Origin of the sequence: Pseudomonas sp. M1, assembly GCF_022760135.1 — a bacterium.
Lineage (GTDB): Bacteria > Pseudomonadota > Gammaproteobacteria > Pseudomonadales > Pseudomonadaceae > Pseudomonas > Pseudomonas citronellolis.
In genome coordinates this window covers 5,882,919-5,902,371 of sequence record NZ_CP094343.1, presented here as the reverse complement: position 1 = coordinate 5,902,371, position 19,453 = coordinate 5,882,919, and the positions used below count along the sequence as shown (strand labels likewise).

Below are 19,453 nucleotides of genomic sequence, written 5' to 3'. Positions count from 1 at the left end.
GGCTAGCCCAGCTCGGGATGGTCGGCCAGCCAGGCCGCGCAGCCGCTGCCCACGGCCAGCAAGGGCAGCACCGTCAGCATCGCGCGCAATCCTCCGCCCATGGGCAACCCCTGGACGAACAGCGTCCATTCCTGGGCCGCCAGCCCGAGCAGCAGGGAAAGACAGACCACGATCAGCGTGCGGACGAGATAACGCATACAAACGCCCTGAAAAGCGGGAAAAAAGAAGCCATCGCCCGCTCGGAGCGGGGGCGGGCAATGGCTATGGGAGGGCAGGAAATGGAAGAACCTGCGAAGGAAAAGGTAGCGCCCGGGGATAACATTAGCTAGCTAACGAATGCGCGAAGGAGTTTTTCCCGGGGTGAAACAATTCGGGTATCTGGAGTGGGAGCCGATGGGCGGGGCGGCGTCCTACGGCATGCCTTCGCCTGTCATTACAGGAGTGGGGGAGGGGGCATACCGCCGTTGCGGCGAATTCCGGGGCACTCTTCGATCATCATGGGATGCGCTATTGCCCGGAAGTCTTGGAGTCCGCCATGCATCCTTTTCTCCTATGCCCACAACAACCTGAAGAAGCTCATCGAAGATGTTGTCGGTGGCGAGGATTTCATCGTGATTTCTCGTCGAGACGCGCCGAATGCCGTGCTGCTTTCGCTCGATAGCTTCAACGGCCTGATGGAAACCGTCCATCTGCTGAAGTCCCCAGCCAATGCCGCCCGCCTGGCGTGTTCCTTGGCTCAAATGGAGCAGAGATATTGCCACTGAGGGAGCTGGACCATGACAACCAACGGAATGCGCCCCATTCATCCTGGGGAAATCCTGCGTGAAGAGTTCCAGCAGGCGCTGGGGATAACTCCGGCCGCGCTGGCTCGCGCCTTGAACGTGTCGGTCCCGACTGTCAAAGACATTGTCCGCGAGCGCCGTGGCGTCACTGCGGATATGGCTATTCGGCTGGGCCGCTACTTCGACACCTCAGCCGGGTTCTGGATGAACCTGCAGAGCCAGTACGAGCTAGCGACTCACGGTTAGAACTGCTGGCTCGATGAAAGTATCAGGATGACTCCGAGCTCCCAGCGCCTAAGGCTCTCGGGAAATCCGTAGGGCGCATAACGCCGATGGCGTTATCCGCCGAATCGCGGACAGAGTCCGCTCCTACGGTTCAGGGAAGCATGGGCGTAGGAGCGGACTTCGTCCGCGATTGGACTTGCCGGCCACGCCAGCCGTCCAGATGGCACTGCGTGTTCAGGATGACTCTGGAGTTTCCGACAGCTCCGAACGGCCCCCTCTCCCTCCGGGAGAGGGCTGGGGTGAGGGGAGCGGAGCCAGGATTGGGCACCTTCGCTCAGCCAACGCATCGCTTACTTAAATGAATAGCGGGATGCGGTGGGACTTGAGGGCGCGAGAGGGAGGGCCAGGTTGCTGACGCTTTGTAATCGCCGCCCAAAAAGAAAAGGGGTTAGCTTTCGCTAACCCCTTGAAAATAATGGTGGCTACACCGGGACTTGAACCTGGGACATCAGCATTATGAATCGCATGAGACGCCCCCCGTCTCACCCCAAAGCCCCATGATTCGGGGCCTTCCGAGGGGCTGATAGCTGGTTCAACCTCGCTGTTTCACGCTGGCGCTATGATGTAGTCACCACTGACTCAGACATCAAAGCGCTATTTTCCGGCTTTTTCTGTGAAAAGACCGTATGAGTGGCCCAGTCTTGCAATGCCTCTGAGTCGGTAGTTTACTGCTTTCCCCTCCTGCTCTCGTACAAGGAGGTTCATACCATAAAGTTTAGTCAGATAATTGCTGGAAAAATCTTGCAAAGTTCTGAAGTTAAAGTCTTTGAACTCGCTTGGTCTGGCTTTTCCTTTTTCACCAATTTGGTGAAGGACAATTTTTTCTTTTGGCTTAAGAGACAAGCCTTTAATCTCTGACTCTACAATCTGTCTTAAGTAGCTGACGCAGAGACTGTGATCGATTTGGTCGTTAATCATCTGCTTGCCAATTGCTTGATCGAGGTATTCATTCAAGGCTCGTCTATTGGCTGTTTTGTTTTTTTCAAGGACGACTTGGCGAATTTTCTCTACGAATTTTGTACAGATTGAATTGCTGTATTTGAAGACGAATCGCATTTCTCCGTAGGATGCTTCAAATAGCATTTTGTGAGTATCGATAGTTAGAGGGGCAGTTCCATTTTGGGATTTGTGGAACTTCTTTACTCGTGCTGATATTGCAGAGTTTAACTCGTCAAGCTCAATAGGGGTGATCTCAATTCCCGACCCTGTTGTGCGCTCAAATACTCTAGGGTCAAGGGATTGGATTAGGCTTCCAAGTCCGCTTTGTCCGATGAGTACCCACCATAAGTTTGGGATGCTGAATAGTGTGTCCCTGAAGGAAATAAGCATCGCTTTTAGCTGATCTTCTTTCAGATTCTCAAGGTTGTCTAAAGTTATAATTGAGCATTCAAATCCGAGGGTCGCTGCGGCTTCTGAAGCTAATGCTTCGATTGCGTTAACGATTGATTCGAAAGAAGCGTCTGCGAGGCTCGGTAGGTCGACACTTCGTCCAATGTTTCCTCCGTTGCCAAAAATCTGAATCCCAAAGTCGAATCCTGTATTAGCACCAGTTAGCCACTTTCCGATTTTCTTGGTTTCGGTTGGAATCAGTTGGCCTTTGATTCTGCACCATTCTTCAATTGACTTGTGCAGGGAGTCGAGCGCTCGTACTGCAATGGTCCTAACGTCGTCGCCAGGTTGTATAGGGCATAGTTTTCGTGATGCTAGTGCATGAGGACCTATAATTGCTTCTTGACTTTCTAAAAGGTATTGTTGAACGTTAAAGAAACTCGTTTTTCCGACGCCTGGCGCACCGGAGAGTATCAGAACACCTTTCCTGTCGGTTTCGAGTTGTGTACAGAATTCTATAGACTCTTTTTCGCGTCCGACTAAAAGCTCAACATCTTCTTTTCGAGATTTCAGGGGGTCCGTGTTGTAGGGGCTTTCTCTGAAGCCTAATGATTCCCACATAATTAAGTCTCGTTTAATTCGTTGATTTTGAAATTCTGTTTTTTTGTTGAGGGTTTAGTATCGGGATTTCTGCCAAGAATTTCTATTTCCAATCCTTGGTTACTATCTGCCGAAATAAGAATTTTGGGTGCCATGATATTGACTTTCCTTGTCTACTCGGGAATACCAGCGCCTAGCTACTTCCTGTGTAATCGCTATCCCGCATTTTGTCCGGTCAAGTTTCGATTGGCCTCGTCATATTCTGGACTCGTTTGTCCTATCTCCGGCGCGACCTCGCCGCTCACCATCCACCAACGGTATTGCGGATACAAGCCGCCCAGCACATCGATCTCTTCAGTGCTGATCCGGACGTCCTTGTTATAGAGCACGGTCCTCCATCTATTCGACCCGATGGGGGTTTCGCGCACTAGCCTATCCATACCTGCCATAGACGCGATTCGTCTAACGCGCTCGTTTGTAGTGCTCATTTTGTATAAGTATTTTGCTCAAATAACTTGAATGGGATGAGCGACTTCTCTATAGCCTATTCAAATAGCTTGACTCAACTATGTGATTTCACTGTTTGAATCGATTATAGGGTAAACCCATGGAAGAGTCTGGAATAGTGGGGTTCACCGTCACCGGAGCCGCCGAGAAAATCTCTGATTTTCGCACCGCTCCATTCTGCTCCCAGGCGGTCTTCGCCCAGATGCTAGGCCTGGAAGAGATCACCGAGGGCGTGGTGCGCGGCTGGGTCGAGACCAAGACCATCCCCACCGCCAAGATCGTCCGCCGCCGCGTCATCAACCTCCAGCGCATACGCCGCGATCTGGAGTGGGGCAAGTCAATCTTCTGCCAAGGGGATTACGACGATGAGTAAGCCGCTCGCGACTCACAAAGCGGGGCGTACCCGGTACTGGTCGCCTGTTCATGTCCTGCCGTGCTGCCTTTCGCAGTGCATACCGGCGTTGCGGTTTCCACACGCCCGGCCAGATGACACACATCCTACGGCATACCTTCGCTAGTCATTACATGATGGGCGGAGGCGACATACTGACGTTGCAGCGCATTCTCGGGCATTCCTCCATCACCATGACCATGCGTTATGCACACCTGTCGCCGGAGCATCTGGAGTCCGCCATGCGTCTATCACCCCTTGTGCAGCCGGAGCATCAACTGGATGCAGCAGATATCGACGAAGCTGAAGACGATATGGAGCTATGCCGAATCGTTGAGAAGCGAGTGAACGAGTCGTCGCGGGAGGTCTCTCTGGATGAGCTGTGAGCGTCATCGGGAGCCGCTGGCGAATTGGGCTATGCCCTAGTATGCTATCAATGATTTCATTGATTGCGTCGGAGGCTATTATGGCCAGCATCACTATTAGAAACCTGGATGAAGATCTCAAAGCCAAGCTTCGCGTGGTTGCCGCCAGCCACGGTCGCTCGATGGAGGAGGAAGTGCGGATCATCCTCGCTCAGGCGCTCTCCAAGGGGGAGAAGCGGGGAGGGCTGGGTAGCCGAATCCATGCTCGCTTTGCTTCCGTGGGTGGCGCTGAAATCGAGCTACCGGCGCGCAAGACCAAGGCTCGGGCTGCGGACTTTGACGAATGATTCTGCTCGACACCAATGTGCTTTCGGAATTGATGAGGCCCAAGCCGGATCCGGCAGTGCTGGCCTGGCTCGATGCCCGGTCTGTGGATGACTTGCACATCTGTGCGATCACTGTGGCAGAAATTCTCTACGGCATAGCCAGGATGCCCGATGGGAAGCGTAAGCAGGCCCTCCATGACCTGGCCCTCGCAATGTTCGAGGAAGACTTCTCCGGCAACATCCTGCCGTTCGATACCGATGCAGCGGTGCACTATGCCGAACTGGTTGCTGCGAGCGAAGCGCGAGGCAAGATTGCCGATATGGCGGATGGGCAGATTGCCGCGATTGCCAGGTTGAATGGCGCGCAGATCGCCACGCGGAATGTCCGGCACTTCGAAAGCTTCGGTGTTCCGCTGATTGATCCCTGGAAGGGCTAGGCGGTAGGCACGCTGTAGTCACTTCGTAGTCACCACAGGCAAAAGAAAAGGGGTTAGCTTTCGCTAACCCCTTGAAAATAATGGTGGCTACACCGGGACTTGAACCTGGGACATCAGCATTATGAATGCTGCGCTCTAACCGACTGAGCTATGTAGCCGAGTGGCGCGCATTTTCCGGATCTTTTAGGGGGCTGTCAACCCCCTTTGGTTAGATATTTTTCTGTTCTTTCAAGCGTTTAGCGGGACGAGTGGTAGGGCGGGAACGAAAAAGGCCCCGCGGGATGCGCGGGGCCTTTTCGGCTTGCTGGCGGGCGCCCTGGGGCGCTGCCGGCGGCTTAGACGTTAGGTTGAAAGTCGTGCTGTATAGGCTGACGATTTATGGACTGTGGTTTTATTTATATTTTTCCATACCCGGGTATCGGCCGCGTCCAAGGCGTCGCAGGCTACGATAAACGCTCTGGTTGCTAAAACCGTCTACCTCGTTCCCCTGTGCTTCGGTGCATGAGGATGTATATCATCCAGCGAACGGGTGGCTTATCTCAGTTCGACGCTGGGCTATCTCAGTCCGAGGAAGTTTGAGCGGCGAAGTACGAGCCGTAGTTCTTAACTACCTGTCTACCAGTTCCGGGACAGACTATTCTTGCCAATCCTAGTCCATGGTATATGGGGCGGTGTCGTTCGGTATACTGATATAGATTAGGACTAGCAGAATGCTGGTGAGGAAGCGGAAAGCACTAGGTACCCCGTTCCACTCACCGGCCATCCACATGCCGAACCATTCGCCGCCGATGGACATGAAAGCCATGTGCCAGGTCAGGAAGCCCAGGGTCAAGCCCGCAACGCCCCAGAGTTTTGCGCGTGAGAAGCTCTTATGGTCTTTGCGAGCCGCCAGGGCCATGCGGACGCCTCCAATACCACAAAGCAATGCAGTGATGCTTTCCAGGGCAATGATCAGGTCATAGCCTGCATAGTATATCCACTCTGAAGATATGGAGCGGTATATGATCGAACTTCCCGGTGGAATTGCGTCCATTAGGAAAATATGCTTGATAAACGCAAAGTTGGTTGCGTAGTCGGTGATATTCCCGAATGCGGCCAAGCTGGCAAAGAACGCTATGGCGAGCACGCAGAGAGTCTTGGATATCCGTATGACGAACATGTTTCGAGTCCTACATGATAGCTGTTGATCAGACTACGAAGACTAAGAGGCGTACTACTTAATTCATGCGATATTTTTCTTGATGTTGCGCGGGGTTTTTCTGGATTAATCCCTATAAACCGGATGCACAGCATTAAGGCATAGAGGGGGGGGAATGTCTTGCGGTCGAGGTGTCCAAGGAAATTGAACCACCACACTTTCACCTGGAAACTCGGCATCGTCTTGGGACTGATCCAAGCGCCGCGACTGCAACCCATCCGGATCGAGACGGACGAATACCGGCGCAAACTAGCTGCCCGTCGTCGTCGTCGGTGAGGGTTCTCTCCCCTCACCATCGTCACCCTGCTCCGTTCCCGGCTATGGTGTGGATCGCAACGCGCACTCGTAGATTTTGGTAGACATGAAAAACCCCTTGATACCGCTGGCATCAAGGGGTTTCGTGTTCATCAACGCCTACTGAAATCTATATTTCGATTTAGACGTTGAAGCGGAAGTGCATCACGTCGCCGTCCTTGACGATGTAGTCCTTGCCTTCCAGGCGCCATTTGCCGGCTTCCTTGGCGCCGGCTTCGCCCTTGTACTGGATGAAGTCGTCGTAGGAGATGACTTCGGCGCGGATGAAGCCTTTTTCGAAGTCGGTGTGGATCACCGCGGCGGCCTGCGGGGCGGTGGCGCCGATGCGCACGGTCCAGGCGCGGACTTCCTTCACCCCGGCGGTGAAGTAGGTCTGCAGGTTGAGCAGTTCGTAGCCGGCGCGGATCACGCGGTTCAGGCCCGGCTCTTCCATGCCCATGGACTCGAGGAACATCTGCTTCTCCTCGTCGTCGTCCAGTTCGGCGATTTCCGCTTCGATCTTGTTGCACACCGGCACCACGACCGCGCCTTCTTCTTCGGCGATGGCGCGCACGGCGTCCAGGTGCGGGTTGTTCTCGAAGCCTTCTTCGGCGACGTTGGCGATGTACATCACCGGCTTGCTGGTCAGCAGGTGGAAGCCGCGCACCAGGCGCTTCTCTTCGTCAGCCATGTCCTTGACCAGGCTGCGCGCGGGCTTGCCGGCGGTGAAGTGGGCGATGAGCTTTTCCAGCAGGGCCTTCTGCGCGATGGCTTCCTTGTCGCCGCCCTTGGCGTTGCGGGCGACCTTCTGCAGTTGCTTTTCGCAGCTGTCGAGGTCGGCGAAGATCAGTTCGAGGTCGATGATCTCGATGTCGCGCTTGGGGTCGACGCTGTTGCTGACGTGGATGACGTTGTCGTCCTCGAAGCAGCGCACCACGTGGGCGATGGCGTCGGTCTCGCGGATGTTGGCGAGGAACTTGTTGCCCAGGCCCTCGCCCTTGGAGGCGCCCGCCACCAGGCCGGCGATGTCGACGAACTCCATGGTGGTGGGGATCACCCGCTCGGGCTTGACGATCGCGGCCAGGGCGTCGAGGCGCGCGTCGGGCATGGGCACGATGCCGCTGTTCGGCTCGATGGTGCAGAAGGGGAAGTTCTCCGCCGCGATACCCGATTTGGTCAGGGCGTTGAACAGGGTGGATTTGCCGACGTTGGGCAAGCCGACGATGCCGCAGTTGAAGCCCATGTGGTGTACCTCTGGCGAGACGGGTCAGGCCTTCGGGCTGTGCAGCTTCTGCATCGCGCGGGTCCAGTCGCCTGCGAGCATTTCCGGCAGCACGCCGAGGGCGGAATCGATGCTGGCGTCCAGCAGCTCCTGCTCGCTGCGCGGGGCGCGGCCGAGGACGAAGCCGGAGACCAGGCTGCTGTGCCCCGGATGGCCGATGCCAAGCCGCAGGCGATGGAAGCCGTTCTGGTTGCCGAGCTGGGCGATGATGTCGCGCAGCCCGTTGTGCCCGCCATGGCCGCCGCCCTTCTTGAGCTTGGCGGTGCCGGGGGGCATGTCGAGTTCGTCGTGGGCCACCAGGATGGCTTCGACCGGGATGCGGAAGAACCCGGCGAGCGCCGCCACGGCCTGGCCGCTGCGGTTCATGTAGGTGGTGGGGATGAGCAGACGAACGTCGCGGCCCTGGTGGCTGAACTTGCCGACCAGGCCGAAATATTTCTTGTCGGGGCTCAGGCTGACGCGTTCGCGGTCGGCCAGGCGCTCGACGAAAAGGGCCCCCGCGTTATGCCGGGTCTGTTCGTATTCCGGGCCTGGGTTGCCCAGGCCAACGATCAGTTGCACGGCGGTCACGACGGGGGCCCTTTCCTTGAGGCGGGAGGCTAGCGAGCGATTACTCGGCCGCGCCTTCCTCGCCTTCTTCCTTGACTACGCGGGAAGCGTGGATGTTGGCCACGGCCAGGTCGTTGCCATGGGCCAGTTGAACCAGTTCCACGCCTTTCGGCAGCTTGAGGTCGGACAGGTGAACGATCTGACCGACTTCGACTTTCGCCAGGTCGACTTCGATGAATTCCGGCAGGTCTTTCGGCAGGCAGGAAACTTCGACTTCGGAAATGACGTGGGAAACTTCACCGCCGCCTTGCTTGACGCCAACTGCGGTTTCCTCGTTGAGGAAGTGCAGCGGAACGTGAGCGGTCAGCTTGTGGTCGGCGACGACGCGCAGGAAGTCGGCGTGCATGACGAAGCCTTTGGCCGGGTGGCGCTGCAGGGCCTTGATCAGCACGGTTTCCTTGGCGCCATCGACGTTCAGGGCGATGACGTGGCTGAAGGCAGCCTCGTTTTCCAGCAGTTTGGCGATTTCACGCAGTTCCAGGGTCACGGAAACCGGAGCTTTCTCGCCACCGTAGATGACCGCGGGAACCAGGCCGGCGTTACGACGCAGGCGGCGGCTCGCACCTTTCCCCAGGTCGGAACGCGCTTGGGCATTCAGAACAAAGTCAACCATTACTCTATCTCCACAATGAAAAGATCGCCCGAGCGCTTGCGACCAGCGTTCGGGCGAATCTTCAATTGCCCCGCCGTGGCGGGGCGCTTTCGTCAGGCCCTGTTCCTCAGCGGAACATGGCGCTGATCGATTCTTCGTTGCTGATCCGGCGCATGGCTTCGGCCACGACCGGCGCGATGTCCAGCTGGCGGATGCGGCCACAGGCCTGGGCAGCGGCGGACAGCGGGATGGTGTTGGTCACCACCAGCTCGTCCAGTACGGAACCCTCGATGTTCTCGATGGCACGGCCCGACAGCACCGGGTGGGTGCAGTAGGCGATGACCTTGGCGGCGCCGTGCTCTTTCAGAGCCTTGGCGGCGTGGCCGAGGGTACCGGCGGTATCGACCATGTCGTCGACCAGTACGCAGGTACGGCCTTCGACATCACCGATGATGTGCATGACTTCGGACTGGTTGGCCTTCGGACGACGCTTGTCGATGATGGCCAGGTCGACGCCCAGGGACTTGGCGACGGCGCGAGCGCGCACCACGCCACCGATGTCCGGGGAGACGATCATCAGGTTCTCGAAGCGCTGGTCCTCGATGTCGTCGACCAGTACGGGCGAGCCGTAGATGTTGTCGACGGGGATATCGAAGAAGCCCTGGATCTGGTCGGCGTGCAGGTCGACGGTGAGGACGCGGTTGACGCCCACCACGGTCAGCATGTCGGCGACGACCTTCGCGCTGATGGCCACGCGGGCGGAGCGCGGGCGGCGATCCTGGCGGGCATAGCCGAAGTAGGGGATGACCGCGGTGATACGAGTGGCCGAGGAGCGGCGGAAGGCATCGGCCATCACCACCAGTTCCATCAGGTTGTCGTTGGTCGGAGCGCAGGTCGGCTGGATCAGGAAGACGTCCTTGCCGCGGACGTTCTCGTTGATTTCGACACTGATTTCGCCATCGGAGAACTTGCCGACGGAAACATCACCGAGGGGAATGTGCAGTTGACGCACGACTCGGCGTGCCAGGTCGGGGTTGGCGTTCCCCGTGAAGACCATCATCTTGGACACGCGCAGTACCTGCCGGCTGAGGGTGGGCCTGATGAACCAAAAAGCTGTTCAAAGGCCGTGGCTTTTGAACAGCTTTTTTGTATATGGCAGGGGCGGCTGGATTCGAACCAACGCATGGCAGGATCAAAACCTGCTGCCTTACCGCTTGGCGACGCCCCTATGAATTTTGCTGTGCAGCGCTTCGGTTACCGTCGTACGCAAACCCCCGTGGGGTTAATGGCAGGGGCGGCTGGATTCGAACCAACGCATGGCAGGATCAAAACCTGCTGCCTTACCGCTTGGCGACGCCCCTGTATCGTACAACCGAATGCTCTGCATCCCTTCTCAGGTCAGCTCTTGAAGCTTGCGATGCAACAGGGAGATGTTGCGACCCCGTGCGACGAAGCTTGGCAGAGTGGCCGGAAGTTGGCGGCGAACTTTATCAGCATCGCCCTGGTTTGGGAAGCTCCCAAACACACAAGCTCCGGTTCCGGTCAGTCTGGCCGATGTGAATTTGTTCAACAACATCAGCGCGTTACGTACAGCTGGGTAACGTTTCTCGACGACCGTCTGACAGTCGTTTCGACCGTCCACCCCGAGAAGGCTGCGAACTTTAATGGGCGCGGTATCCCGTGTCAACTCGGGATCGGAGAAAACTTCTGCTGTGCTGACAAAGACTTGCGGCACGGCGACGAGGAACCAGGGCTCCTCCAGTTCGACCGGCGTGAGCTTCTCGCCCACCCCTTCGGCGAAGGCCGCGCGGCCGCGCACGAACACCGGCACGTCGGCGCCCAGGCCCAGGCCCAGGGCCGCCAGGCGGTCTTCGTCCCAGCCCAGTTGCCAGAGGTGGTTGAGGCCGACCAGGGTGGTGGCCGCGTCCGAGCTGCCGCCGCCGATGCCGCCGCCCATGGGCAGGTGCTTGTCCAGCCAGATGTCGGCGCCCAATCGGCAGCCGGATTGTTCCTGCAGTTGGCGCGCGGCGCGGACGATCAGGTTGCTGTCGTGGGGCACGCCGGGGATCTCGGTGTGCAGGCGGATCTGCCCGTCCTCGCGGGGGGCGAAGTGCAGTTCGTCGGCGTGGTCGAGGAACTGGAACAGCGTCTGCAACTCATGGTAGCCGTCGGCGCGGCGCCCGAGGATGTGCAGGAACAGGTTGAGCTTGGCCGGGGCCGGCAGGGTCAGGCGTTCGCGCATGTCAGCGGGCCTGGCCGAGCAGGCGCGGCTGCCAGCTCTTGATCACCAGGGTGACGTCGAGGTTTTCGCCGTGCAGCTTCAGGCGCTCGGGCAGCCAGTAGCCGTCCTGCTGGGCGTAGCTGCTGTATTCCACGTCCCAGCCGTCCTGCTCCAGGCGCGCCAGGCGGCTGTCGCTGTCGAGGGTCAGGCGGCTCTTGCTGTCCGGGGCCGGCAGGCCGCGGATCCACCAGAGCAGGTGGGACACCGGCAGGCGCCAGCCCATCTGCTGTTCCAGCAGGGCCTCGGGGGACTCGGCCTGGTAGCGGCCCTGCCCGGCGACTTCGAGGGTCACCGCGCCTTCGCGCCCGGTCAGGCGCGCCGCGCCGCGGCCCAGCGGGCCGGACAGGCGGATGTCGTAGTAGCCCTGGCGTTGCAGCCAGAACAGGGTGCCGCTGCCGGAGTCCCGGGGCGCGCGAATGCCGACCTTGCCGTCGATCTGCCAGCCGTCGAGGGCGGCGACGCGTTCCTTGTGGGTCTTCCAGCTGTTGGCGTTGCCCTGGCCTTGCAGGGCTTCCTGGGTGGTGAAGCCGGCGCAGCCGCTGAGCAGGAGCAGGGCGGCGGCGCCAAGGACGTGAATCAGACGCATGGGGAATCTCAGGGGGTCTTGGACCCGGTCAGGCGCAGCAGGGTGTCGCGCAGCACCGGGCTGTCGGGCTGGTTCTGCAGGGCGGTGCTCCAGACTTCGCGGGCCTCGCGCTGCTTGCCGCGGGCCCAGAGCACTTCACCCAGGTGGGCGGCCACTTCGTGGTCGGGGAACTTCTCCAGGGCCTGGCGCAGGTAGGTTTCGGCCTGGTCGAGGTTGCCCAGGCGGTAGTTGACCCAGCCCAGGCTGTCGAGGATGGCCGGGTCGTCCGGGTTCAGCTGGTGGGCCTTCTGGATCAGCTCGCGGGCCTCGTCGTAGCGCGTGGTGCGGTCGGCCAGGGTGTAGCCCAGGGCGTTGAGCGCCATGGCGTTGTCCGGCTCGCGCTGGATGATCAGGCGCAGGTCCTTCTCCATCTGCACCAGGTCGTCGCGCTTCTCCGCCAGCATGGAGCGGGTGTAGAGCAGGTTGAGGTCGTCGGGGAACTGCTTGGTGCCCTGTTCGATGACCTGCCAGGCGCGGTCGGTCTGGTTGCGGTTGGACAGGCCCTCGGCCTCGATCAGGTACAGCTGGATGGCGTAGTCGGGCTGGCGCTCGCGGGCCTCGGCGAGGCGCCGCGAGGCTTCGGCGCTGCGCCCGGAGTCCATGAGGATTTCGCTCTGGCGCAGCTGCGCCGGGAGGAAGTCGTTGCCCGGGCCGACCTGGGCGTATTCCTTCAGTGCGGTTTCCGGGTCCTTCTGCTCCTCGGCGAGGCGGCCGAGGTTGAAGTGCGCGGCGTCGGTGTGGCTGTCGCGCTCGACCAGTTCCTGCAGGTAGACCTTGGCCTCGTTCCAGGCCTGGGCCTCCAGGCACACCAGGGCCAGGGAGAAGCGCAGGTCGTCGTCGTCGGGGAACTGCTGCACCAGGGCGGAGAACTCGGCCTTGGCGTCGTCCAGGCGGTTCTGCTCCACCAGCAGGCGGGCGTAGGCCAGGCGCACGCGCTTGTCGTCCGGGTGTTCCTTGATGCCGGCCTTGAGCAGCGGCAGGGCCTCGTCGCTGCGCTTCATGCTCTGCAGCAGGCGCGCGCGCAGCAGCATCGGCGCCACCTCGTGGCGGCTGGCCGGCTTGCTCTCCAGCAGGCTCAGGGCCTCCTGTGGGCGGCCATCCTGCTGCAGCAGCAGGGCCTTGCCGAACAGCAGCTGGCCGTTGTCGGGGTACTTCTTCAGCAGGCGGTCGAAGCTCTGCAGCAGGCCGGCGCGGGTGTCCGCGTCGGTTTCCGCGGCGGACAGGGCGAGGAAGTCGAAATGGGTGTCGCCCTGGCCGTTGAGGACCTTCTCCATGTACACCATGGATTCGTCGTACTGGCCGGTGCGCGCCAGTTGCAGGGCGGCAGCGCGCTGTGCGTCGAGGTCGCCGGGGGCGGCCTTGGCCCAGATCAGCGAGGTGTCCAGGGCTTCCTGGTCGGCGCCCAGGTACTCGGCGATGCGGAAGGCGCGCTCGGCCACGCCCGGGTCCTGGGTCTGCTTGGCCTGGTCGACGTAGTTGGCCAGGGCGATGTCGAAGCGGTTGCGCTGGCCGGCGATCTCCGCCACCAGCAGGGAGTACAGGGTGTCCTCGCTGAAGGAGCCGTACTTGCGGCCCTTCTCCGCGCTGGCCGCACTGTCCTTGGCCGGTTTCGGCGCCGGTTCCTTGTGCAGCATGGATTGGCAGCCACCGAGCAGCAGCAGGGCGGTCAGCAGCGCTAGGGATTTGTTCATAGACGAAAGAGAGGGACCTGAACGGCGGGTTGTGCCCCATCATGACATAAGCCATTCGGCAAGCCCATGGGGTGGGGACTGCCAAACCCAGCATAGACGCACAGATCGGCTGCTTGTATTGCGGTGGTTGTCCTCCACCGGTCGACGTAGGACAATTGCGGGCTTCCCGAATTACCTCAGCGATCCCGCATGGCCTTCATCGCCCTTGGCATCAACCACAAGACAGCTTCCGTGGCCGTCCGCGAGCGCGTGGCGTTCACCCCCGGGCAGATGGTCGAGGCCCTGCAGCTGCTCTGCCGGCTGACCGCCAGCCGCGAGGCGGCGATCCTCTCCACCTGCAATCGCAGCGAGCTGTACCTGGAGATCGAGCATCCGGAAGCCGAGGACGTGCTGGCCTGGCTCGCCGACTACCACCGCCTGAGCCTGGACGAGCTGCGCAACTGCGCCTACGTGCACCAGGACGAGGACGCGGTGCGCCACATGATGCGCGTGGCCGCCGGCCTGGACTCCATGGTGCTCGGCGAGCCGCAGATCCTCGGCCAGATGAAGTCCGCCTACGCCGTGGCCCGCGAGGCCGGCACCATAGGCCCGATGCTCGGCCGCCTGTTCCAGGCCACCTTCAGCACCGCCAAGACCGTGCGCACCGACACCGCCATCGGCGAGAACCCGGTGTCGGTGGCCTTCGCCGCGGTCAGCCTGGCGCGGCAGATCTTCAGCGACCTGCACCGCAGCCAGGCGCTGCTGATCGGCGCCGGCGAGACCATCACCCTGGTCGCCCGCCACCTGCACGAGCAGGGCGTGAAGCGCATCGTGGTGGCCAACCGCACCCTCGAGCGCGCCAGCCTGCTGGCCCAGGAGCTGGGCGCCGAGGCGATCCTGCTGGCGGACATGCCCGAGCACCTGGCGCACAGCGACATCGTCATCAGTTCCACCGCCAGCCAGTTGCCGATCCTCGGCAAGGGCGCGGTGGAGCGGGCGCTCAAGCAGCGCCGGCACAAGCCGATGTTCATGGTCGACATCGCCGTGCCGCGCGACATCGAGCCGGAAGTCGGCGAGTTGGACGACGTCTACCTCTATAGCGTCGACGACCTCCACGAAGTGGTGGCGGAGAACCTCAAGAGCCGCCAGGGCGCCGCCCAGGCCGCCGAGGAGCTGGTCGGCGACGGCGTCCACGAATTCATGCAGCGCCTGCGCGAGCTGGCCGCGGTGGACGTGCTGCGCGCCTACCGCCAGCAGGCCGAACGCCTGCGCGACGAGGAACTGCAGAAGGCCCAGCGCCTGCTGGCCAACGGCGGCGACCCGGCGGACATCCTCGCCCAGCTGGCCCGCGGCCTGACCAACAAACTGCTGCACGCGCCCAGCGTGCAGATGAAGAAACTCTCCGCCGAGGGCCGCATCGATGCGCTGGCCCTGGCCCAGGAACTGTTCGCCCTCGACGAGAGCCCTGAGAAGCGATGAAAGCCTCCCTGTTGACCAAGCTGGACACCCTCAGCGACCGCTACGAGGAGCTCACCGCTCTGCTCGGCGACGCCGAGGTGATCAGCGACCAGACCAAGTTCCGCGCCTATTCCCGCGAGTTCGCCGAAGTCGAGCCGGTGATCCTGGCGTTCCGCGACTTCCGCAAGACCCAGGCCGACCTGGAGGGCGCCCAGGCGCTGCTCAAGGACAGCGACCCGGACCTGCGCGAAATGGCCGAGGAAGAAGTCGCCAGCGCCAAGGCGTGCCTGGCCGAGCTGGAAGACGCCCTGCAGCGCATGCTGCTGCCCAAGGACCCGAACGACGGGCGCAACGTGTTCCTGGAAATCCGCGCCGGCACCGGCGGCGACGAGGCGGCGATCTTCTCCGGCGACCTGTTCCGCATGTATTCGCGCTATGCCGAGCGCCAGGGCTGGCGCGTCGAGGTCCTTTCGGAGAACGAGGGCGAACACGGCGGCTATAAAGAGGTGATCGCCCGCGTCGAGGGCGACAACGTCTACGCCAAGCTCAAGTTCGAGTCCGGGGCGCACCGCGTGCAGCGCGTGCCGGCTACCGAATCCCAGGGCCGCATCCACACCTCCGCCTGCACCGTGGCGGTGCTGCCGGAGCCCGACGAGCAGGCGGCCATCGAGATCAACCCGGCCGACCTGCGGGTGGACACCTACCGCTCCTCCGGCGCCGGCGGCCAGCACGTGAACAAGACCGACTCGGCCGTGCGCATCACCCACATCCCCTCGGGCATCGTGGTCGAGTGCCAGGAAGAGCGCTCGCAGCACAAGAACCGCGCCAAGGCCATGGCCTGGCTCGCGGCCAAGCTCAACGACCAGCAGCAGGCCGCGGCGCAGCAGGCCATCGCCAGCACCCGCAAGCTGCTGGTGGGCTCGGGCGACCGCTCCGAGCGCATCCGCACCTACAATTTCCCCCAGGGGCGGGTCACCGACCACCGCATCAACCTCACCCTGTACTCCCTGGGCGAGGTGATGGAGGGCGAAGTGGAGCAGGTGATCGAACCGCTGCTGCAGGAATACCAGGCCGACCAGTTGGCCGCCCTGGGGGATTGAGGCGCCATGGCCACCATCATGACTCTGCTCGCCGAAGCGCAACTGCCGGATTCGCCCAGCGCGCGCCTGGACGCCGAGCTGCTGCTGGCCGCCGCCCTGGGCAAGCCGCGCAGCTTCCTGCGCACCTGGCCGGAGCGGGTGGTCGACCGCGAGGTGCGTGAGCGCTTCGAAGGCTGGCTGGCGCGCCGCCGCGCCGGCGAGCCGGTGGCATACATCCTCGGCCGCCAGGGCTTCTGGAGCCTGGACCTGGAAGTGGCGCCGCACACCCTGATCCCGCGGCCGGACACCGAACTGCTGGTGGAAACCGCCCTGCAACTGCTGCCGGCCAGCCCGGCGCGGGTGCTCGACCTGGGCACCGGTACCGGCGCCATCGCCCTGGCCCTGGCCTGCGAGCGCCTGAGCTGGCAGGTTAGCGGCGTCGACCGCATTCCCGAGGCCGTGGCCCTGGCCGAACGCAACCGCGAGCGCCTGCGCCTGGCCAACGTCGGCTTCCGCCAGAGCCACTGGTTCTCCGCCCTGGAAGGCGAGCGCTTCGCCCTGATCGTCGGCAACCCGCCGTACATCCCCGGCAGCGACCCGCACCTGCAGCAGGGCGACGTGCGCTTTGAGCCGAAGAGCGCGCTGGTGGCCGGCCACGACGGCCTCGACGACATCCGCCTGATAGTCGCCCAGGCCCCGCGCTTCCTCGAACCGGGCGGCTGGCTGCTGCTGGAGCACGGCTACGACCAGGCCGCGGCGGTGCGCGACCTGCTGCTGGGCAACGGTTTCAGCGAAGTGGAAAGCCGCCGCGACCTCGGCGGCCACGAACGCATCAGCCTGGGGCGCCTGCCATGTTGAACGACCAAGAGTTGAACGACGAACAGTTGAACGACGAACAGTTGAACGACGAAGAACTGCTGCGTTACAGCCGGCAGATCCTCCTGCCGCAGATCGACATCGACGGCCAGCTGCGCCTGAAACAGGCCCGCGTGCTGATCGTCGGCCTCGGCGGGCTGGGCTCGCCGGTGGCGCTGTACCTGGCCGCGGCCGGCGTCGGCGAGCTGCACCTGGCCGACTTCGACAGCGTCGACGTGACCAACCTGCAGCGCCAGGTGCTGCACGACAGCACCCAGGTGGGGCGCAGCAAGGTGGACTCGGCCATGGCCCGCCTGGCCGCCATCAACCCGCAGGTGAAGCTGGTGCCGCACCGCCAGGCGCTGGACGAGGATTCCCTGGCCGCGGTGCTGGCCCAGGTCGACCTGGTGCTGGACTGCTGCGACAACTTCTCCACCCGCGAGGCGGTCAACGCCGCCTGCGTCGCCGCCGGCAAGCCGCTGGTCAGCGGCGCGGCCATCCGCCTGGAAGGCCAGCTCTCGGTATTCGACCCGCGCCGCGACGACAGCCCCTGCTACCACTGCCTCTACGGCCACGGCAGCGAAGCCGAGCTGACCTGCAGCGAAGCCGGCGTGGCCGGGCCGCTGGTGGGCCTGGTCGGCAGCCTGCAGGCGCTGGAGGCGCTGAAGCTGCTGGCCGGCTTCGGCGAGCCGCTGGTGGGCCGCCTGCTGCTGGTGGACGCCCTGGGCACGCGCTTCCGCGAGCTGCGCGTCAAGCGCGACCCGCAGTGCTCGGTCTGCGGCGTGGCGCATGGCTGACGAGCGGCCGATAGGGGTCTTCGACTCCGGCGTCGGCGGCCTTTCGGTGCTGCGCGAGATCCGCGCGCGGCTGCCGGACGAATCGCTGGTGTACCTGGCCGACTGCGGCCACGTGCCCTACGGCGAGAAAACCCCGGAATACATCCGCGAGCGCTGCCGGCGTATCGCCGAATTCCTCATCGCCCGCGACTGCAAGGCCCTGGTGCTGGCCTGCAACACCGCCACCGCGGCGGCGGCCTCCGACTTGCGCGAGCATTATCCACAGCTGCCGATCCTGGCCATGGAGCCGGCGGTGAAACCGGCCGCCGCTGCAACGCGCAGCGGCGTGGTCGGCGTGCTGGCCACCACCGGCACTTTGAAGAGCGCGCGCTTCGCCGCGCTGCTCGACCGCTTCGCCAGCGACGTGCGGGTGATCACCCAGCCCTGCCCGGGGCTGGTCGAGCGCATCGAGGCCGGCGACCTGGACGGGCCGCAGACCCGCGAGCTGCTCCGGGGCTTCGTCGCGCCGCTGCTGGCCGAAGGCTGCGACACCCTGATCCTCGGCTGCACCCATTACCCCTTCCTGCGCCCGCTGCTGGGCCGGATGCTGCCGCCCGGCGTATCGCTGATCGACACCGGCGCCGCAGTGGCCCGCCACCTGCAGGCGTCGCTGGCCAGCCGTGGCCTGGAGGCGCGGGGGCCGGCAAAAAAAACGCACTTCTTCACCAGCGGGGCGGTCGAGATGTTCGAGAGGGTGTTGCCGGTGCTGTGGGGCCTTGATGAATCGGTCAGTTTTTTTGCCGATTGAGCAAGGAAGTTTCCGCGCATACGTAACAATGCGCTGACATTTCGCAGGCCATATCTGGCAAATCGCCTTATAATCATTAGCTATTCGCGGGGATTTTTCATTCAGCTTATCCATAAGGATCTTTCGATGAAGAAGCTACTCTCGCTGGCCGCCTTGGCCGCAATCATGATGGTGGGTGCCGCCGGCGCAGCGCAGGCCGCGAATCTGACCGCCGCGGCAGGCGCCACCGGCCAGGGCGACATGACCCTGCGCCTGGGCGCGAGTTTCGACTGGGACAAGACCTGGTGGGAAAGCAGTACCGGCCACCTGACCGGCTACTGGGACACCGGCGTCACCTACTGGGGGGCCGGCGACCGCGCGGGCGCCCGTTATTCGCTGTCCGTCGCGCCGGTGTTCGTCTACCAGTTCAACGGCGACAGCGTGAAGCCCTTCATCGAGGCCGGCATCGGCATCGCCGGCTTCACCGGCTCCGAGGTCGGCGACCATGACCTGGGCAGCGCCTTCGCCTTCGAAGACCGCCTGGGCTTCGGCCTGAAGTTCGCCGGCGGCCAGTCGGTGGGCATCCGCGCCATCCACTACTCGAATGCCGGGCTCGCGATGCCCAACGACGGCATCGAGTCCTACAGCCTGTTCTACAGCCATCCGCTGTAAGTTCTAGCTGTACGAAAAACCGGCCCTGGTGGCCGGTTTTTTCATGCCTGTTTGCCGACTACGCCAAAGGGTTTTTCGTAGGATGGGTTGAGCTTGCGAAACCCATGCGGTCATGGCGATGGGTATCACTTCGCTCAACCCATCCTACGGGGTGTTTCTTCCGGACCCTGTCACACCCCGGCGCGATTCGCGGATGAATCTCCTACGCCGCCCCACCCGCGCCATTCCCATGTAGGAGCGCGCCCTGCGCGCG

Annotated in this window: 23 protein-coding genes, 3 tRNA genes and 1 pseudogene; 13 read left to right on the top strand and 14 right to left on the bottom strand. The window is 62.3% G+C overall.

Annotated features, from left to right (window positions below; all coding sequences use genetic code 11):
• Nucleotides 1-2: 2 nt before the first annotated feature.
• Nucleotides 3-197 carry a hypothetical protein gene (locus PM1_RS26140; protein WP_009617424.1) on the bottom strand — a complete coding sequence of 65 codons (195 nt, stop codon included), beginning with the start codon at nucleotides 195-197 and terminating at the stop codon, nucleotides 3-5.
• Between the two features lie 300 nt (nucleotides 198-497).
• On the opposite strand from PM1_RS26140, the gene PM1_RS26135 reads away from it, so the two are divergent.
• Together PM1_RS26135 and PM1_RS26130 are read left to right on the top strand one after the other, a co-directional pair.
• On the top strand, nucleotides 498-764 hold the full coding sequence (locus PM1_RS26135; protein WP_052059012.1) for a type II toxin-antitoxin system Phd/YefM family antitoxin: 267 nt from the start codon (nucleotides 498-500) through the stop codon (nucleotides 762-764).
• A gap of 12 nt (nucleotides 765-776) precedes the next feature.
• The gene (locus PM1_RS26130) at nucleotides 777-1,028 is read left to right on the top strand and encodes a HigA family addiction module antitoxin (RefSeq protein ID WP_009617426.1); all 252 of its coding nucleotides are present in this window, start codon (nucleotides 777-779) and stop codon (nucleotides 1,026-1,028) included.
• A gap of 633 nt (nucleotides 1,029-1,661) precedes the next feature.
• On the opposite strand, the gene PM1_RS26125 is transcribed toward PM1_RS26130, so the two are convergent.
• Together PM1_RS26125 and PM1_RS26120 are read right to left on the bottom strand one after the other, a co-directional pair.
• Nucleotides 1,662-3,017: an ATP-binding protein gene (locus tag PM1_RS26125; RefSeq protein WP_009617427.1), complete on the bottom strand. Its 1,356-nt coding sequence runs from the start codon at nucleotides 3,015-3,017 to the stop codon at nucleotides 1,662-1,664.
• A 194-nt stretch (nucleotides 3,018-3,211) separates the two neighbouring features.
• Nucleotides 3,212-3,385 (bottom strand): hypothetical protein, encoded by a 174-nt coding sequence (locus tag PM1_RS26120; RefSeq protein WP_306151184.1) that lies wholly within the window; start codon nucleotides 3,383-3,385, stop codon nucleotides 3,212-3,214.
• A gap of 218 nt (nucleotides 3,386-3,603) precedes the next feature.
• Between PM1_RS26120 and PM1_RS26115 the strand changes: the two genes are divergently transcribed.
• From PM1_RS26115 to PM1_RS26100, 4 genes and pseudogenes are all read left to right on the top strand, one after another.
• On the top strand, nucleotides 3,604-3,876 hold the full coding sequence (locus PM1_RS26115) for a hypothetical protein (protein ID WP_009617428.1): 273 nt from the start codon (nucleotides 3,604-3,606) through the stop codon (nucleotides 3,874-3,876).
• Between the two features lie 17 nt (nucleotides 3,877-3,893).
• A pseudogene (locus PM1_RS26110) lies at nucleotides 3,894-4,280 on the top strand (tyrosine-type recombinase/integrase); the annotation flags it as partial.
• A gap of 80 nt (nucleotides 4,281-4,360) precedes the next feature.
• Complete coding sequence (locus PM1_RS26105) at nucleotides 4,361-4,606, top strand: FitA-like ribbon-helix-helix domain-containing protein (protein WP_009617429.1); 246 nt, start codon at nucleotides 4,361-4,363, stop codon at nucleotides 4,604-4,606.
• Complete coding sequence (locus tag PM1_RS26100) at nucleotides 4,603-5,022, top strand: type II toxin-antitoxin system VapC family toxin (protein ID WP_009617430.1); 420 nt, start codon at nucleotides 4,603-4,605, stop codon at nucleotides 5,020-5,022. The genes PM1_RS26105 and PM1_RS26100 overlap by 4 nt, the downstream gene beginning before the upstream one ends.
• A gap of 81 nt (nucleotides 5,023-5,103) precedes the next feature.
• Here PM1_RS26100 and PM1_RS26095 read toward each other — a convergent pair.
• Both PM1_RS26095 and PM1_RS26090 read right to left on the bottom strand, forming a co-directional pair.
• Nucleotides 5,104-5,180, bottom strand: a tRNA-Met gene (locus tag PM1_RS26095).
• A 491-nt stretch (nucleotides 5,181-5,671) separates the two neighbouring features.
• Entirely contained in the window at nucleotides 5,672-6,181 is a 510-nt protein-coding gene (locus PM1_RS26090; protein WP_009617431.1) for a DUF2165 family protein, read from the bottom strand.
• A gap of 183 nt (nucleotides 6,182-6,364) precedes the next feature.
• Between PM1_RS26090 and PM1_RS31245 the strand changes: the two genes are divergently transcribed.
• Nucleotides 6,365-6,496 (top strand): PA1414 family protein, encoded by a 132-nt coding sequence (locus tag PM1_RS31245; RefSeq protein ID WP_305775704.1) that lies wholly within the window; start codon nucleotides 6,365-6,367, stop codon nucleotides 6,494-6,496.
• A gap of 160 nt (nucleotides 6,497-6,656) precedes the next feature.
• Here the strand turns inward: PM1_RS31245 and ychF are convergent, their stop codons facing one another.
• The 9 genes from ychF to PM1_RS26045 all read right to left on the bottom strand — a co-directional run bounded on the left by ychF (nucleotide 6,657) and on the right by PM1_RS26045 (nucleotide 13,594).
• Nucleotides 6,657-7,757: a redox-regulated ATPase YchF gene (ychF, locus tag PM1_RS26085; RefSeq protein ID WP_009617432.1), complete on the bottom strand. Its 1,101-nt coding sequence runs from the start codon at nucleotides 7,755-7,757 to the stop codon at nucleotides 6,657-6,659.
• Nucleotides 7,758-7,781: 24 nt separating this feature from the next.
• Nucleotides 7,782-8,366, bottom strand: a complete 585-nt coding sequence (gene pth, locus PM1_RS26080) for an aminoacyl-tRNA hydrolase (protein WP_009617433.1) — start codon at nucleotides 8,364-8,366, stop codon at nucleotides 7,782-7,784.
• A gap of 40 nt (nucleotides 8,367-8,406) precedes the next feature.
• Nucleotides 8,407-9,018 (bottom strand): 50S ribosomal protein L25/general stress protein Ctc, encoded by a 612-nt coding sequence (locus PM1_RS26075; RefSeq protein ID WP_009617434.1) that lies wholly within the window; start codon nucleotides 9,016-9,018, stop codon nucleotides 8,407-8,409.
• Nucleotides 9,019-9,124: 106 nt separating this feature from the next.
• Complete coding sequence (locus tag PM1_RS26070) at nucleotides 9,125-10,066, bottom strand: ribose-phosphate pyrophosphokinase (protein WP_024128138.1); 942 nt, start codon at nucleotides 10,064-10,066, stop codon at nucleotides 9,125-9,127.
• Between the two features lie 84 nt (nucleotides 10,067-10,150).
• Nucleotides 10,151-10,225, bottom strand: a tRNA-Gln gene (locus PM1_RS26065).
• A gap of 58 nt (nucleotides 10,226-10,283) precedes the next feature.
• Nucleotides 10,284-10,358: transfer RNA gene (locus PM1_RS26060), tRNA-Gln, on the bottom strand.
• A gap of 32 nt (nucleotides 10,359-10,390) precedes the next feature.
• Nucleotides 10,391-11,239, bottom strand: a complete 849-nt coding sequence (ispE, locus tag PM1_RS26055; RefSeq protein WP_009617437.1) for a 4-(cytidine 5'-diphospho)-2-C-methyl-D-erythritol kinase — start codon at nucleotides 11,237-11,239, stop codon at nucleotides 10,391-10,393.
• A gap of 1 nt (nucleotide 11,240) precedes the next feature.
• The gene (lolB, locus tag PM1_RS26050; protein ID WP_009617438.1) at nucleotides 11,241-11,864 is read right to left on the bottom strand and encodes a lipoprotein insertase outer membrane protein LolB; all 624 of its coding nucleotides are present in this window, start codon (nucleotides 11,862-11,864) and stop codon (nucleotides 11,241-11,243) included.
• A gap of 8 nt (nucleotides 11,865-11,872) precedes the next feature.
• The gene (locus PM1_RS26045) at nucleotides 11,873-13,594 is read right to left on the bottom strand and encodes a tetratricopeptide repeat protein (RefSeq protein ID WP_009617445.1); all 1,722 of its coding nucleotides are present in this window, start codon (nucleotides 13,592-13,594) and stop codon (nucleotides 11,873-11,875) included.
• Between the two features lie 189 nt (nucleotides 13,595-13,783).
• On the opposite strand from PM1_RS26045, the gene hemA reads away from it, so the two are divergent.
• From hemA to PM1_RS26015, 6 genes are all read left to right on the top strand, one after another.
• Nucleotides 13,784-15,052: a glutamyl-tRNA reductase gene (gene hemA, locus PM1_RS26040; RefSeq protein ID WP_009617447.1), complete on the top strand. Its 1,269-nt coding sequence runs from the start codon at nucleotides 13,784-13,786 to the stop codon at nucleotides 15,050-15,052.
• Nucleotides 15,049-16,131 (top strand): peptide chain release factor 1, encoded by a 1,083-nt coding sequence (gene prfA, locus PM1_RS26035; RefSeq protein WP_009617449.1) that lies wholly within the window; start codon nucleotides 15,049-15,051, stop codon nucleotides 16,129-16,131. Before hemA ends, prfA begins: the two co-directional genes overlap by 4 nt.
• Before the next feature lie 6 nt (nucleotides 16,132-16,137).
• Nucleotides 16,138-16,968, top strand: coding sequence for a peptide chain release factor N(5)-glutamine methyltransferase (gene prmC, locus PM1_RS26030; protein ID WP_009617451.1), 831 nt, complete (start codon nucleotides 16,138-16,140; stop codon nucleotides 16,966-16,968).
• On the top strand, nucleotides 16,962-17,762 hold the full coding sequence (locus PM1_RS26025) for a molybdopterin-synthase adenylyltransferase MoeB (protein WP_009617453.1): 801 nt from the start codon (nucleotides 16,962-16,964) through the stop codon (nucleotides 17,760-17,762). Before prmC ends, PM1_RS26025 begins: the two co-directional genes overlap by 7 nt.
• The gene (gene murI, locus PM1_RS26020) at nucleotides 17,755-18,549 is read left to right on the top strand and encodes a glutamate racemase (RefSeq protein WP_009617455.1); all 795 of its coding nucleotides are present in this window, start codon (nucleotides 17,755-17,757) and stop codon (nucleotides 18,547-18,549) included. The genes PM1_RS26025 and murI overlap by 8 nt, the downstream gene beginning before the upstream one ends.
• Nucleotides 18,550-18,675: 126 nt before the next feature.
• Nucleotides 18,676-19,200 (top strand): acyloxyacyl hydrolase, encoded by a 525-nt coding sequence (locus tag PM1_RS26015; RefSeq protein WP_009617456.1) that lies wholly within the window; start codon nucleotides 18,676-18,678, stop codon nucleotides 19,198-19,200.
• Nucleotides 19,201-19,453 lie beyond the last annotated feature (253 nt).